7 protein-coding genes are annotated in these 16581 nt (G+C 70.2%); all 7 read left to right on the plus strand.

The window, feature by feature from the left end:
- Positions 1-13 precede the first annotated feature (13 nt).
- Positions 14-2983, plus strand: coding sequence for a TonB-dependent receptor (locus BLU84_RS00700; RefSeq protein WP_074861676.1), 2970 nt, complete (start codon positions 14-16; stop codon positions 2981-2983).
- 110 nt (positions 2984-3093) lie between these two features.
- The gene (locus tag BLU84_RS00705) at positions 3094-4671 is read left to right on the plus strand and encodes a serine hydrolase domain-containing protein (protein WP_074861677.1); all 1578 of its coding nucleotides are present in this window, start codon (positions 3094-3096) and stop codon (positions 4669-4671) included.
- Positions 4631-5425 carry a M15 family metallopeptidase gene (locus tag BLU84_RS00710; protein ID WP_083382215.1) on the plus strand — a complete coding sequence of 265 codons (795 nt, stop codon included), beginning with the start codon at positions 4631-4633 and terminating at the stop codon, positions 5423-5425. The genes BLU84_RS00705 and BLU84_RS00710 overlap by 41 nt, the downstream gene beginning before the upstream one ends.
- Before the next feature lie 110 nt (positions 5426-5535).
- Positions 5536-6699 carry a serine hydrolase domain-containing protein gene (locus tag BLU84_RS00715; RefSeq protein WP_083382216.1) on the plus strand — a complete coding sequence of 388 codons (1164 nt, stop codon included), beginning with the start codon at positions 5536-5538 and terminating at the stop codon, positions 6697-6699.
- A gap of 247 nt (positions 6700-6946) precedes the next feature.
- The gene (locus BLU84_RS00720; protein WP_074861678.1) at positions 6947-7432 is read left to right on the plus strand and encodes a MarR family winged helix-turn-helix transcriptional regulator; all 486 of its coding nucleotides are present in this window, start codon (positions 6947-6949) and stop codon (positions 7430-7432) included.
- Positions 7433-7592: 160 nt separating this feature from the next.
- A complete protein-coding gene (locus BLU84_RS00725; protein ID WP_074861679.1) occupies positions 7593-8018 on the plus strand; it encodes an organic hydroperoxide resistance protein in 426 nt (141 codons plus the stop codon).
- A 518-nt stretch (positions 8019-8536) separates the two neighbouring features.
- Entirely contained in the window at positions 8537-16435 is a 7899-nt protein-coding gene (locus BLU84_RS00730; protein ID WP_083382217.1) for an autotransporter outer membrane beta-barrel domain-containing protein, read from the plus strand.
- Positions 16436-16581: the final 146 nt, after the last annotated feature.

Genomic DNA, 16581 nt, shown 5'->3' on the forward strand with positions numbered 1-16581 from the left:
AGGAAGTGCGGCAATGAAAGGCAAGAGCTTTCGCAAGTCCGGTTTGTGCGTGGCGATGGGGATCTGCCTCGCATCGATGGCGCTGCCGGCGCTGGCGGCCAACACCGACGGTTCGCTGTCCGGCCGCGTCGCCGCCGGCGCCGAAGTCACCGTGCGCAGCGCCGACACCGGCTTCACCCGCACGGTCAAGGCCGATGCCCAGGGCAATTACCGCTTCCCGTTCCTGCCGATCGGCACCTACCAACTGCAGGCCAGCAAGGACGGCCAGGCGGTCGGCGCGCCGATCCAGGTCGTGGTGAGCCTGGGCAACGAAGCCAACGTCAACCTCGGCGCCGCCACCGACCTGGCCGCGGTGCAGGTGGTCGGCTCGCGCGTGATCACCCCGGTGGACGTGCGCTCGACCGAATCGGCCACCAACATCACCAAGGCCGAGCTCGAGCGCGTGCCGATCGCGCGCGACGCGCAATCGGTGGCGCTGCTGGCGCCGGGCGTGATCCAGGGCCAGTACGGCGGCGCCTCGTTCGGCGGCTCGTCGGTGTCGGAGAACGCGGTCTACATCAACGGCCTCAACGTCACCGACTTCTACAAGCGGGTCGGCTTCTCCTCGGTGCCGTTCGGCTTCTTCAAGGAATTCCAGGTCAAGACCGGCGGCTACTCGGTCGAGTTCGGCCGCACCACCGGCGGCGTCATCAACGCCGTCACCCAGTCGGGCACCAACGAGTTCAAGTACGGCGCCGAGCTGGTGTGGGAGCCCAAGTCGCTGCAATCGGGCGGCGACAACCATTACGACCGCAGCGGCGACCCGTTCCGCATCGCCAGCCGCGACAAGCGCGACCGCACCAACCTCAACGTGCACGCCTCCGGGCCGATCGTGAAGGACAAGCTGTTCTTCTACGCGATGTACGAGTTTCGCGACTATCGCCCCGAAAGCACCAACGATGCGGGCAGCACCTTCTTCAAGGGCAAGGCCGACAAGGGCTTCTGGGGCACCAAGCTGGACTGGCAGATCAACGACAGCCACCTGCTGGAGTTCCTGGCCTTCTCCGACAAGAACGAAACCACCACCGACAACTACCAGTACGACTTCGCCCGCGGCAGCCGCGGCGCGCGCAGCAACACCCAGTACAGCGAGGTCGGCGGCACCAACTGGGCGCTGACCTACACCGGCTACCTGACCGAGAACTTCTCGATGAAGGCGCTGTACGGCGAGAACAAGCGCGACCGCATCGCCAGCAGCCTCAACGACCAGGACTGCGCCGCGGTGCAGGACCGGCGCGTGGCCGGCAATCCGCAGATCGGCTGCGTGTCCTCGGCGTTGATCGAAAACGGCGCCGACAAGCGCGAGGCCGCGCGGCTGGACTTCGAGTGGCAGCTCGGCGACCACCTGCTGCGCTTCGGCCTGGACCGCGAGGTCAACACCTCCGACAACGAGAGCTTCTATCCGGGCCCGTCACGCAAGTTCTACCAGATCTACCCGACCGTGCCCGGCACCACGCTTGAGAACGGCGGCGTGGTCCCCGCCGGCGTCAACGCCTACGTGCGCGCGCGCCAGCAGGAGGTCACCGGCACCTTCGAGACGATCAACTCGGCCTACTACATCGAAGACAACTGGCAGGTCACGCCCGACCTGATGCTCAACGGCGGCGTGCGCGTGGAGGCGTTCAACAACAAGAACGGCGCCGGCAGCACCTACATCAAGATCGACGACATGATCGCCCCGCGCCTGGGCTTCGCCTGGGACTTCCGCGGCGACGGCCGCGCCAAGGTGTTCGGCAACATCGGCCGCTACTTCCTGCCCATCGTCAACCAGATCAACGTCAAGCAAGCCGGCGCTTTCCTCGACGAGCGCACCTTCTACGCGCTGCAGGGGCTGGAGGCGTTCCAGCGCAACGGCGCGACCTATTACCGCCCGATCCTGGGCGCGCAGATCGGCCCGATCGACAACAGCCAGGGCGACGGCACCGTGCAGGACCAGCGCAGCAAGGTCGACGGCGACATCGATCCGGTCTACCAGGACGAGGTGATCCTGGGCTACCAGGCGATGTTCGGCGATGCCTGGTCGTGGGGCGTGCGCGGCATCTACCGCCGTCTGCACAACGCCATCGACGACATGGAGATCACCTCCAACGGCATCCTGTGCAACGGCGAGCCCGGCGGCATCGGCTATGTGATGGGCAACCCCGGCAAGAAGGTCAAGCTGTACACCGACACCAACTGCGACGGGGTCAAGGACGGCTACGTCGACATCGACACCTCGCGCGCCGGCTGGGCGCTGTACGACGCCAAGGGCAACTACGTCGGCGAGCGCGGCTGGGTCAAGCCCAAGCGCACCTACCGCGCGCTGGAGTTCATGCTCGACCGCGCCTGGGACGACAAGTGGGCGTTCAACGCCTCGTATACGTGGTCCAAGAGCGAGGGCAACGTGGAAGGCCCGTCGAACTCGGACTTCGGCTTCGACAACACCGGCCGCACCGAGTCTTTCGACGATCCCTTCGTCAACCTCAACGGCGACGGCGCGCTGCCGAACGACCGCCGCCATCAGATCAAGCTGCGCGGCGCTTACGCGATCAACGACAACTGGACCGTGGGCGCGACCTTGAACGCGCAGTCCGGCCGGCCGATCAACGCCTTCGGCCTGGGCAATCCGTTCGACCCGACCGTCTATCACAGCTTCTACGTCTGTGTGGCCAACTGCACCGCCAAGGACTTCGCCCAGCGCACCTACGAGCTGCGCCAGCGCGGCTACGGCGGGCGCACACCGTGGACTTTCGACCTGGGCGCCAGCCTCACTTACCAGCGTTCCTTCGGCGGCGCCGACCTGCGGGTCAAGCTGGCGGTCTACAACCTGCTCAACCAGCAGCGCGCGCTGGAAGTGGACGACTCTTACGAGACCGGCGTCGGTGTGGTCAACGAGTTCTATCGCCTCGGCACGGGCTACCAGACGCCGCGCTACGCGCAGCTGACGGTGTCGGTGGACTTCTGAGGCGCGATCGCGCCAAGCTCGCCGGCATGACGCCGCTTTCCGTCATGCCGGCACCGGCGGCTCCCGCACGCGGGAGCCGCCATCGTTCTACCTCGACAGGGCCGGTGCCGATGCGACGCATCGGTCCGCTTTGCGCGGCCCTGTTCTTTTCTTCGTTGTTCGCGGCCGGTGCGGTGGCGGCGAGCCCGGCCGATGCGCGCCGCGCCGAGCTCGACCGCATCGTCGATCAGGTGCAGGCGCGCTACCGCCTGCCGGGCCTGGCGCTGGCGGTGGTGGAAAACGGCGAAGTCGTCTACGCGCGCACCGACGGCGAGCTGCTCGCCGGCTCCGGGCGCAAGGTCGGCGCCGACTCGCTGTTCAAGATCGCCTCCAACACCAAGTCGATGACCACCGCGCTGCTCGCGCGGCTGGTCGATGCGGGAAAGCTGCGCTGGGACGACCCGGTGACGAAGTACTTGCCGGATTTCCGCATGCACGAGGACTGGGTCACCCGCGAGATCCAGGTGCGCGACCTGCTGATCCACAACTCGGGCCTGCGCGCCGGCGCCGGCGACCTGATGTTGTGGCCCGAGCCCAACCGTTTCACCCGCCGCGATGTGATCCACGGCTTGCGCTACCTCAAGCCGGTGTACAGCTTCCGCTCGCGCTACGACTACGACAACCTGCTCTACATCGTCGCCGGCGAAGTCGCCGCCGCCGCGGGCGGCGCGCCTTACGAGGACTTGCTGCGGCGCGAGGTGTTCGCGCCGTTGGGCATGGACGGCTGCCGCGTCGGCGCGTTCGCGCGCAGCGACGCCGCGCCGCTGACGCAACCGCACGCACGCCGCGATGGGCGCTATGTGCCGGTACGCGAGGACGGCGAGCGCATCGCTGCCACCGCGATGGACCCGGCCGGCGGCGTGCGCTGTGGCCTGGGCGACATGACCCGCTGGCTGCGCGCCTGGCTCGATCCGGCCGCGCCCGCGCGCGGCGGCACGCCGTGGCTGTCGGCGCAGCAGCGCGGCGAACTGTGGCGCGCGCAGATGCCGATGACGCCGAGCCGGCGCCAGCGCGAATGGTCGAACACCCACTTCGCCGCTTACGGCTACGGCTGGCGCCTGAGCGATTTCGACGGCGAGTTCAAGGTCGGCCACACCGGCACGCTGATGGGCATGTACTCGCTGACCGCGCTGCTGCCCGAGCGCAAGGCCGGCTTCGTGGTGTTGATCAACGGCGATGCGGGCGATGCGCGCAGCGTGTTCGACCAGGCGCTGACCCAGCGCTACACACGTCCGCGCAGCGAGCGCGGTCCGGCCTGGTACGCCGATGCGATCGAGCGCGAAGCGCAGGCGCCGGCGGCGAGCCGCGCGCCGGACACCTCCGCGCGCCGGCCGCTCGCGCCGGCCGAGCTGCGCGGCAAGCTCGGCGTGTACCGCGACCCGTGGTTCGGCGAGGTGGCGCTGTGCGCGCGCGGCGGCGAAGTGGAATTCGCCTCGCGAAAGTCGCCGCTGATGAGCGGTAAGATCATCCGGGTCGGGCCGCGCCTGCTGGTCGACTGGGACGCGGAGGAAGTCGACGCCGAGGCCTGGATCGATTTCGCCGCCGCGGCCGAGCCAGCCGCCTTCAGCATGAGCAAGCTCGATCCGGATGCCGATTTCAGCTACGACTATGAAGACCTGGCGTTCGCGCGCGTCGGCGATTGCGGTTGAGGCCTGCGCGCTGCTGGTGCTGATCGGCTGCGTCGCCGCGGTGCGTTCGCCGCAGGCGCAGTCCGATCCCGCGCCGGCCAGGCCGGCCGCCGCCGCGCCGGTGGCGGCGGTCGCGCCGACCATCTCCACCGCCCAGGACGCCGCGGCCGCGGGCATGGTCGAGATCCGCACCCTGGTGCCCGACATCGACCTGGAGATCCGCTACGCCGGCAGCGACAACTTCGTCGGCCGTCCCATCGCGGGCTACCTCGGGCCCGGCTGCTACCTGCACCGCCGCGCCGCCGAAGCGCTGGCGCGGGTCGAACGCGAACTGCGCACGCAAGGTTTGCGGCTGCGGATCTACGATTGCTACCGGCCGGTGCGCGCGGTGCGCGACTTCGTCGCCTGGGCCGCCGATCCCGACGATCAGAAGACCAAGTCGCGCTTCTACCCCACGCTCGACAAAAGCAAGTTGCTCGGCGACTACATCTCCCCGACCTCAGGCCACAGCCGCGGCGCCACGCTCGATCTGACCGTGCTCGAACGCCGCGGCGAGGGCTACGCGCCGCTGGACATGGGCACCGGCTTCGATTTCTTCGACGAGCTCGCTCACACCGAATCGCCGCGCGCCAGCCTGGCCCAGCGCGGCCATCGCCAGCGCCTGCGCGCGGCGATGCAGCGCGAGGGTTTCGAGAATTATCCGCTGGAGTGGTGGCACTACACCTTCAAGCCCGAGCCGACGCCGGCAGTGGCGTTCGATTTTCCGGTGCGGTGATCGGGCGCGTAAAAAGGAATGCAGAGAGTGCGGATCGCCGGGAGCGGCAGCGCTTTCGGAATGCGCGTTTGCTTCGTGGGTTGCGACAGTCTTCTGGTGGAGGCGAAACGATGAGCGATGAGAAGCGCGCGGTATTGCCGGCCACGGCTACGACCGGTTTGCGCGGCGCGAGTTTCGCCGTCGTCGCCGTCGCCTGCCTCGGCGCAGCGGCCTGCACCGGTACGCCGTCGCGCGCAGCGGGGCAGGGCGCGACAGACGCTGCGCAGGCCGAACGCGCAGTCGATGGCTTGCTCGCCGATTACCGCGGCCGCGTGCCCGGCGCCAGCGTGCTGGTGCTGCGCGACGGCCGCCCGCTGCTGCGCCGCGGCTACGGGCTGGCGGTGCTCGAAGACGGCATCAAAGCTACGCCGCAGACCAACTACCGGCTGGCTTCGGTCAGCAAGCAGTTCACCGCTGCCGCCGTGCTGCTGCTGGCGCAGGACGGCAAGCTCGGCCTGGACGATCCGGTCCGGCGCTGGCTGCCGAGCCTGCCCAAGGCCTGCGACGCGATCACCCTGCGCCAGATCCTCAGCCACCAATCCGGCCTGATCGACTACGAAGACGTGATGCCGGCGAGCTTCGACGCCGACGCCCACCAGATGCACGACCGCGATGTGCTGGCCGTGCTCGAAGGCCAGGACCGCACTTACTTCGCGCCCGGCAGTGGTTATCGCTACAGCAACAGCGGCTATTCGCTGCTGGCGCTGGTGGTGGCCAAGGCCTCCGGGCGCGGCTTTGCCGAGTTCCTGCGCGAACGCATCTTCCTGCCGCTGGGCATGCGCGACACCGTCGCCTACGAGCGCGGCGTGTCGAGCGTGGCGCACCGCGCCTATGGTTACAGCTACGAGCACGGGCGCTGGCAACGCACCGACCAGAGTCCGACCAGCGCGACGCTCGGCGACGGCGGCATCTATTCGTCGATCGACGATCTGGCCAAGTGGGATGCGGCGCTGTACGACCAGCGTCTGCTCAGCGACGCCTCGCGCGCGCTCGCCTTCGCCGCGCACACGCCGACCGATGCGCCCGATGTGGGCTACGGCTATGGCTGGCGCGTCACCGGCGAGACCTTGTGGCATTCGGGCGAGTCGATGGGGTTCCGCAACGTGATCGTGCGTTGGCCGCAGCGGCGGCTGACGGTGGTGGTGTTGAGCAATCGCAACGATCCGGAGCCGTATCGGATGGCGTTGAAGATCGGCGATCTGTATTTGCCGGGGAGTCCGGTTCGCGCGCATTGAGCGATGCGCGCGGGAGCGGGGTTGCGTCGTAGTTGGGTTGGCGCGGTCACGGCTTGCGCCGCCCCTACAGGGGGCGACCGCAGCTACGTATCCGACTGTAGGAGCGGCGCGAGCCGCGACCGCGAACCCGCCCGATGGCGCCGAACCCCGCCCCAACCGATTCGCTCCACCCGCAGAACGCTCCGGACCCCCGCCGCCCGTCGCCTAATGCTTGCTATTAAATAGCGCGCTATGTAAATTGCGGCCCATGAAGAAGCCCGCCGCCACCGTCGCCCGGAACGCCCCGGCCCAGCCGCCGCGACCGACCCTGCTGCTCGACGACCAGTTGTGCTTCGCCCTGTATTCGACCGGGCTGGCGCTCAACAAGGTCTACCGTAAGCTGCTCGGCAAGCTGGAGCTGACCTATCCGCAGTACCTGGCGATGATGGTGCTGTGGGAGCGCGACGGGGTCACAGTGTCGGAGATCGGCGAGCGCCTGTTCCTCGACTCGGCCACGCTGACCCCGCTGCTCAAGCGCCTGGAAGCCGCGGGCCTGGTGACCCGCACCCGCGCCGCCAGCGACGAGCGCCAGGTGGTGATCGAGCTGACCAAGGCCGGCCGCGCGCTCAAGACCAAGGCTCGCAGCGTGCCCGAGGGCATGGGCTGCGCGCTGGAAGACTGCAGCATCGACGAACTCACCGTGCTCAAGGGCCAGCTCGAATCCCTGCGCGCCAGCCTGATCCGCCATGCCTGATCCGAACGCCGCGGCGCGCTTTGCTGCGTCATAAAGAAGTAGCACGCTATTCAATAGTCAGCGATATAAACCGCGCACCACGCTTTGTTCACCCTCCCGCGCACTGCGCGGAGCCAACCCCAACCCGAACCGCAACACCGACCCCAACCGGAGCCCCGCCATGTCCCTCGAAAAAGTCCTCTACACCGCCCACGCCCACGTCACCGGTGGCCGCGACGGCCGCGCCGTGTCTTCGGACAACGTGCTCGACGTCAAGCTGACCACCCCGCGCGAACTCGGCGGCGGCGGCGGCGACGGCACCAACCCGGAGCAGTTGTTCGCCGCCGGCTACTCGGCCTGCTTCATGGGCGCGATGAAGTTCGTCGCCGGCCGCGACAAGATCGCGTTCCCCGCCGATGCGGCCATCGACGGCAGCGTCGGCATCGGTCCGCTGCCGACCGGTTTCGGCATCCAGGCCGAACTCAAGATCTCGCTGCCGGGCCTGCCGCGCGAGCAGGCGCAGGAACTGATCGAGAAGGCCCACGTGGTGTGCCCGTACTCCAACGCCACCCGCGGCAACATCGATGTGACCCTGACCCTGGTTTGATCGTCGGCATCGCCGGCCGCAGCGGCGGCCGGCGGCGCATCGACATCGCCTTCACGAGCCCCGGACGCGCAAGCGCCCGGGGCTCGCGCTTTTGCGCAACCGCGATTGCGCTTAGCCGATCACGCTGCGGTTTTCGCCGGCGGAAACGCGCGCAACTTTTTTCCGTTCCGCCATGACATCCGGTGAGCCTGGGTGAGCTTGGTACAGGCGCATGAATGCGCTCAGGAACGTGAGTGAAGGTGAGTTTTACGAATATTTTTCACTAGTAGGCTCCGAGCCGTCGCACCCGGTCGCCGATTCGGTTTTCCCCCGAAAAAAACCGAAGCGGTCGGCCTTGAAACATCGTCGATTGGTTTCGTCGCTGTCGGACGGTTCGCGGATTCCTGCATCCGCCCCCGTCGCCGGCACGAGCGTGGCGCCGCTTCCGGCCGAAGGTCCTCGTCCTTCGTTCGTCCCGTTCGCACCGGTCTCCGCCAGGACGACCTGGACCGCACATCGGAAAGACGGAGGATTCGGTCATGTCCGCACGCACGCAACGTCGTGGTCTTCGCTTCCATCCCCTCAGCCTCGGCGTCGCCCAAGCGATCCCGTTGTTGCTGGCCCTGCAGTTCTACAGCGGCAGCGCGTCGGCGGCGTGCACGCCGGCCGCGCCGACCGACGGCGCCACGGTGAGTTGCACCGGCGTGCCGATCCTGTTGCCGCCGAATCCGAACTCGTTCCTCAGCAATGCCAACAACCTCAATGTCACCGTGCAATCCGGCGCGATCATGAGCACGCTGCCGGGCGGCACCGCGATGACCTTCGGCGGCAACGGCCTGAACCTGACCAACCTCGGCGCGATCGACGCCAACGCCGCCGGCTCGCTGGTGCTGGCGCGCGCGCTGGCGGTCGGCAATCTGATCGTGCCGGGCAGCGGCAACGTCGTCATCGACAATCAGGGCTCGATCGAAGGCACCTTCGACGGCACCTTCGGCCTGCTCGGCTCGGCGATGGTGGTGGCCAATACCGGCAGCACCACGATCACCAACTCCGGCAGCATCGGCATGAGCGCGCTGGGTTTGTTCGACCCGATCAATTCGATCGCGGTCGGCATCTACGGCGGCGGCAACGTCAATTTCACCAACACCGGCACCATCACCGGGCGGGTCGCGTTCTCCAGCCCGGGCGCGGGCGGCAACGTCTTCGTCAACTCCGGCACCATCAACGGCAGCGTCTCGCTCGGCGCTTTGGGCGGCAGCAACACCTTCGTCGCGGTGACCGGCTCGAGCATCAACGGCGGCCTGTTGCCGTTGCCGGGCGTGATCGTCCCGACGCCTTCGATTCCGCCGAGCGTGCTGAACTACTCCACCAGCGGCACGGTCGACGCCGGCCTCGGCGGCAGCGACACCCTGGTGCTGCAGAACACCGTCGCCGGGCCCGGTTCGGGCAGCGGCGGCAGCGGCACGATCTCGGCGTTGCAATACCTCAACTTCGAAAACCTCACCCTCAACAGCGGCACCTGGACCCTGCAGGGCGCGGTGGTCAGCGGCAGCGCCACGCTCAACGGCGGCACCGCGATCTTCGACAACGCGCTGTCGTTCGGCACCGGCACGCTGACCGGCAACGGCGGCGCGATCCAGGCCTCCGTCGGCGGGCTGGCGCTGCTGCAGAACGTCAACCTCGCCGGCGGCCTGATCGTGCAGGGCGCCAACAACCTCACCCTGGGCGGCACCGTCAGCGGCACCGGCGGCATGATCAAGAACGGCGCCGGCACGCTGACCCTGGCCGGCAACAACAACTTCAGCGGCGGCTTCGCCCTCAACGGCGGCGGGCTGACCCTGGGCACGGCGAACTCGCTCGGCACCGGCCTGTTCCTGGTCGGCGGGCCGGCCTCGCTCAATACCGCGTTCACCGGCACGCTCGCCAACCAAGTGCAGCTCAACAGCGCGCTGACCCTCAACGGCGCCGGCAACCTGACCCTCGGCGGCAACATCAACGGCGCCGGTTCGCTGACGCTCGCCAGCGGCAACCTCGCCTTGACCGGGGCCAACAACTACTCCGGCGGCACCGTGCTGCAGGCCGGTTCGCTGCACCTGGGCAACAGCGGCGCGATGGGCACCGGTACGCTGACTGTCAACGGCGCGGCCGGGCTCACCGGCGCGGCGGGGGTGACGCTGGGCAACAACATCGTGCTCAACAACACCTTGAACTTCGGCGCCGGCGGCGGCGCGCTCACGCTCAACGGCGCGATCAGCGGCGCCGGCGGGATCAGCATGGCCGGCGTGCCGGGGCTGGTGCTCAACGGCGCCAACAATTTCTCCGGCGGCTTCAATCTCGGCGGCGGCGCGCTGGTGGTCGGCAACAACCTCGCGCTGGGCACCGGCGCGGTGACCGTCAGCGGCGCGGGCTCGCTCGACGCCAACGCCGGGGTCAGCCTGGCCAACAATTTCAATCTCAACGCCGGGCTCGCCATCGGCGGCAGCAACAATCTCGCGCTCAACGGCAGCATCGGCGGCCTCGGCGGTTTGACCAAGGCCGGCGCGGCGAACCTGACCCTCGGCGGCGCCAACAACTTCGCTGGCGGGCTGAATCTGCTCGGCGGCGGTTTGACCGTCGGCACCAACACTTCGTTGGGCCTGGGCGCGCTGACCGTCAACGGCGCGGCCACGCTCAACGCCAATGCCGGGGTCAACCTGGGCAATGCGGTGGTGCTCAACGCCGGGCTCGGCATCGGCGGCGGCAACAACATCGCTCTGGGCGGCTTGATCAGCGGCGGCGCCGGGCTCAGCTACAACGGCACCGGCACGCTCGCGCTCAACGGCGCCAACACGTTCGGCGGCGGCGTGAACTTGGGCAGCGGCACGCTCAGCGTCGGCAACAATCTCGCGCTGGGTCTGGGCGGGCTCACCGTCGGCGGCAACGCCAGCCTCAATGCCGGCGTGCCGGGCGTGAATCTCGGCAACGGCATCACCCTCGGCGCGGGCGCGACGCTCGGGCTCGGCGGCGCCAACGCGCTCGGCCTCAACGGCTCCATCGGCGGCGGCGGCGGGTTGGCGATCAACGGCAGCGGCAGCTTCACTCTCGGCGGCGCCAACAGCTTCGGCGGCGGGGTCGCTCTGGGCTCGGGCAATCTGTTGCTGGGCACCGACACGTCGCTCGGCCTGGGCGCGCTCAATGTCAGCGGCAACGCCGGGCTCGCGAGCACCGGCGCGGCCTTGAACCTGGGCAATGCGATCAATCTCGGCGCCGGCGCCGGGCTCAACCTCGGCGGCGCCGCGGACCTGAGCCTGGGCGGCGGCATCAACGGCGGCGGCTCGCTGATCAAGAGCGGCGCCGGCACCTTGTCCTTGAACGGTGTCAACGGCTTCACCGGCGGCCTGAGCCTGCAGGCCGGCACGCTCGCGCTCGGCAACGCCAATGCGCTAGGCACCGGTGCGCTGTCGGTCGACGGCGCGGCCACGCTCAACGCCGGCGCGGCGATGAACTTGAACAACGCGATCAACCTCAACGCCGGGCTGACCCTCGGCGGCGGCGTCGATCTGGGCTTGAACGGCAACATCGGCGGCGCCGGCGGGCTGAGCTTCAACGGCCCGTTCGCGCTGAGCTTGAACGGCAACAACAGCTTCGGCGGCGGCCTCGCGCTCGGCGGCGGTTCGCTCAGCGTCGGCAGCAACACCGCGCTGGGCACCGGCGCGCTCAACGTCGGCGGCAGCGCCAACCTGAGCGCGGGTTTGCCGGGCATCGCGCTGGGCAATGCGGTCAACCTCGGCGCCGGCGCGTCGCTCGGCATCGGCGGCGGCAACGATCTGAGCCTGGGCGGCGCCATCGGCGGCGCCGGCGGATTGGCGATGAACGGCACCGGCACCTTGAACCTCGGCGGCGCCAACAGCTTCGGCGGCGGCGTCGCGCTCAACGCCGGCACGCTCGGCGTCGGCACCAGCACGTCGCTGGGCACCGGCGCGCTCAATGTCGGCGCCAGCGCCGGCCTGTTCGCCAGCGGCGCCGGCGTGAACCTCGGCAATGCGGTGAACCTCGGCGCCGGCGCCACGCTCGGCATCGGCGGCAGCAACGATCTGACGTTGGGCGGCAGCATCGGCGGCGGCGGCGGGCTCGCGTTCGGCGGCACCGGCACGCTGGCGCTCAACGGCGCCAACAGCTTCGGCGGCGGCGTCGCGCTCGGCAGCGGCACGCTCAGCGTCGGCAGCAACACCGCGCTGGGCACCGGCACGCTCAGCGTCGGCGGCAGCGCGGGGCTCACCGCGGGCGCACCGGGCATCGCCTTGGGCAATGCCATCGACCTGGGCGCGGGCGCGGTGCTCGGCCTCACCGGCGCCAACTCGCTCAACCTCGGCGGCGCCATCGGTGGCGGCGGCGGACTGTCGATCAACGGCAGCGGCGATTTCACCTTGACCGGCGCCAACACCTTCGGCGGCGGCGTCGCGCTGGGCTCGGGCAATCTGCTGCTCGGCGGCAGCGCCTCGCTCGGCACCGGCACGCTCGCGGTCACCGGCAACGCCACGCTCGGCAGCACCGGCGCGGCCTTGAACCTCGGCAATGCGGTGAACCTCGGCGCCGGCGCGGCGCTGAGCCTCGGCGGCGCGCCCGACATCACCCTGGGCGGCGCCATCGACGGCGGCGGTTCGCTGATCAAGACCGGCGCCGGCGCGCTGACCCTCAACGGCAACAACAGCTTCGGCGGCGGCTTGAACCTGCAGGCCGGCACGCTCAACGTCGGCACCGACACCGCGCTGGGCACCGGTACGCTCGGCATCAACGGCGCGGCCACGCTCAACGCCGGCGCAGCGGTGAACCTGGGCAACGCGATCGACCTCAACGCCGCGCTCGCGATCGGCGGCGGCGCCAACCTCGGCTTGAACGGCGCCATCGGCGGCGCCGGCGGGCTGAGCTTCAACGGGCCCTCGACGCTGACCCTGGGCGGCGCCAACAGCTTCGCCGGCGGCGTCGCGCTCGGCGGCGGCACCCTTGGCGTCGGCACCAGTACCGCGCTGGGCAGCGGTGCGCTCAACGTCGGCGGCAGCGCCGGGCTTACCGCCAGCGCGCCGGGCGTGGCGCTGGGCAATGCGGTCAATCTGGGCGCCGGCGTCACCCTCGGCGTCGGCGGCAGCAACGACCTCGCGCTCGGCGGCGCCATCGGCGGCGCCGGTGGCCTGGCCATGAACGGCAGCGGCGCGCTCAACCTTGGCGGCGCCAACAGCTTCGGCGGCGGCGTCGCGCTCAACGCCGGTTCGCTCGGCGTCGGCACCAACACCGCGCTGGGCAGCGGCGCGTTGACGGTCGGCGGCAACGCCGGCCTGAGCGCGACCGCGCCGGGCATCGCGCTCGGCAACGCGATCACCCTGGGCACCGGCGCGCAGCTCGGCATCGGCGGCAGCAACAACCTGAGCCTGGGCGGCAGCATCGGCGGCGGCGGCAGCCTCGGCTTCAACGGCAGCGGCACGCTCGCGCTGGGCGCGGCCAACAGCTACACCGGCGGCACCAACCTCAACGCCGGCACGCTGAGCCTGGGCAACGCCGCTGCGTTGGGCACCGGCGCGCTCAACATCGGCGGCAACGCCGCGCTGACTGCGGCGCTGCCGGGGCTGGCGCTGGCCAACGCGGTCAATCTGGCCGCCGGCAGCGCGCTGAACTTGAACGGCAACAACGGCCTGGACTTCAACGGCACCGTGTCCGGCAGCGGCACGCTGGTCAAGAACGGCACCGGCGCGCTCGGCCTCAACGGCCCGGTGCTGGGTTTCACCGGCGGGCTGTCGCTGCAGGGCGGCACGCTCAACGTCGCCAATCCGATCAGCGCCGGCCTGGCGTCGGCCGCGGGCACCACCGCCAACTTCAGCGGCGGCGCCGACAACCTCACCGTCAACGGCGCGGTCGCCGGCGCGGTGAATCTGGGTGCGGGCAACGATTCGCTGACTTCGAGCCTGGCCAACCTCGCCGGGCTCACCGGCGCGGTCAACGCCGGTGGCGGCAGCGACACCTTCGCGGTCAACGGCACGGGCGACGGCATCCTGCCGGCGGCCGGGCTGATCGGTTTCGAAAACCTCGCGCTGGCCCCGGGCGGCACCCTGGTGCTGGCCAGCGGCGCGACCGGCGCGTTCGACACATCCAGCATCGGCGGCAACCTGGTGCTCGACGGCAACCTCGGCGGCAACGCCACGGTCGCCGCGGGCGGCGCGTTGATCGGCGATGGCGCGCTGGCCGGCGCGCTGACCTTGGGCGGCACCTTGGCGCCGTCGGGCTTGTCCGGCGCCAGCGGCGCGGCCGCGGGCACCGGCACGGTCGGCGCGGCGCTCAACGTCGCCAGCCTGACGGTGAATCCGGGCGCGACCTTGCAAGTGCGGCAGAACGGCGGCGGCGCCACCGACAGTGTGGTGGTGGCGGGCAACGCCGCGGTCAACGGCGGCCAGGTGGTGGCGATCCCGCAGCCGGGCAGCTACGCGCCGGTGACCGATTACCGCATCCTCGACGCGGGCTCGCTCAGCGGCGCCTTCACCGGCGTCAGCCAGACCGCGCTGCCGTTCCTCGACGCGGCGTTGTTCGTGCAGGGCAACGACGTGTTCCTGCGTCTGAGCGAGCACGACGTCGGCGGCACCGGCATCCGCTTCAACCAGTTCCCCAACCTGAGCCCGAACCAGCAGGCGGTGGCCAACGCGCTGCAGACCATCGCCGACCGCAACAGCGGCCAGTTGCCGGTGCTGATCGCCGCCGCGCGCGGCCTCAGCGCGGCGCAGGCGCCGCGCGCGTTCGACACCCTCAGCGGCGAGACCTACGCCTCCATCGCCAGCGCCCAGCGCTACAACGCCGAGCAGCTGCAGCGCAGCGTGTCGCGGCAAATGGATCTGGCGCGCGACAACGGCGTCGACGACGAGGCCACGCTGGGCACGCTGTGGGCCACCGCCTACGGCGGCCGCGCCGAGTTCGACGGCGAGCGCCTGGACGGCATCGACAACACCGTCGGCGGCCTGGCGATCGGCCTGGAAGGCTCGCCGGCCGAGCATCTGCGCTTCGGCGGGCATATCGGCATGGCCCATTCGAAGATGGAAACCGACCGCCGCGACGACAAGGTCGACGGCGACCTGTTCAACGTCGGCATCCACTGGCTGTACGCGCCCGGCCCGTTCTGGACCCAGGGCGCGGCCGGCTACAGCTACGGCAGCTTCGACGCCGAGCGCGAGGTGTCGGTGGGCGTGTACAACCGCCGCGCCCAGGCGCACTTCAGCAACGACGGCGTGTACGCGATGCTCGAAGCCGGCTGGCGCATCGACGCCGCGCGGGTGCGCGTGGAACCGTTGCTGGGCGTGTACTACAACAAGGTCGAGTCGGTGCGGTTCCGCGAACGCGGCGCCGGCGACGCCGATTTGCAGGTGGCGGTGGACAGCTATGACGTCACCACCGCCGGCATCGGCGTGCGCTTCACCGGCGTGCCCGGCAACGCCGCGCGCAAGTGGAGCCCGACTGCCGACATCCGCTATCTGCACGATCTCAACGACGACCGGCCGCAGGCGCGCAACGCCTTCGCCGGCGCCAACGTGCCGGGCTTCGCCACCACCGGTTTCGCCGCCGAGCGCAATCGCTGGAACGTGGGGCTGGGTTTGCAGTACCGGATCAGCCCGGTCAGCAGCGGCTTCGTCGAATACCGCGGCGATATCGGCAGCGACGATCGCGCGCATTCGCTGAATGTCGGCCTGCGTCTGGGCTGGGGCGGATCGGCGGCGGTGGCGGCCGCGCGTGCGGCGCCGTTGGCTACGCCGGCCGCGGCGGGTTGGACGGCGCAGTCGACAGCGGCCGGTGCGGATGCCGCGGCGGCGCAAAGTGCGAGTGGTGCGAGTGGTGCGGGCGGTGCGAGTAGTGCGGGCGCGGCTGCAGCGGGTGCGGCCGCTGCAGCCGGTTCGGCCGGCGCTACGGCAGCGACGGCGAACGGCACCGCAGCGTCGGGTTCCGCTTCGGGCTCGGGTTCGAGTTCGAGTTCCGGTTCTGTGCGCGGTGCCGCGGCAGCGGCGGTCGCGGCCGGTGCCGCAGCCAGTGCGGTTTCGTCGTCGCCGGCATCGGCGTCTTCCTCGGGTTCCGCGTCGGGCGCTTCGGACCCGGCAACCGCGGCCGCGCTGGCCGGCGCCGGCATCGGCACCGCGGCGGGCGCCAACGCCGGCGGCGCCACGGCCGCGGCGGGCGGCGGCTTCGGCCAATGCAAGCTGCGTCCGGCAGCGAAGGCCGCGCCGGCGCGCAAGATCGCCAAGGCCAAGAGCGGCGGCGCGCGTCCGATTTCCAAGAGCAAGCGTGTCGCCTCGCGCGGCACCGGCAGCAAGGCCAAGCCGCGTCGTCCGCTGACGCAACTGGCCGCCGTGACACCGCGATCCGCCCCTCCGTCGGGCGCGGTGGCCCAGCCGACGACGTGGTGCGACGAGGCTCCGACCCGGACGCCGTAATGCCGGATCGGAAGCATCAGCGCCGCCGGACGGGTGGCGCTACCGGCTCCGGTGCGCTGGACCGGAGTCGGTAGTCGCTTTGGTCGAAACGTGATCGCAATGGGATCGGCAGGGGACGGCATCGCCGCGCGAGCGGCGGTGCCGTT

The organism is Lysobacter enzymogenes, from assembly GCF_900106525.1.
Lineage (GTDB): Bacteria > Pseudomonadota > Gammaproteobacteria > Xanthomonadales > Xanthomonadaceae > Lysobacter > Lysobacter enzymogenes.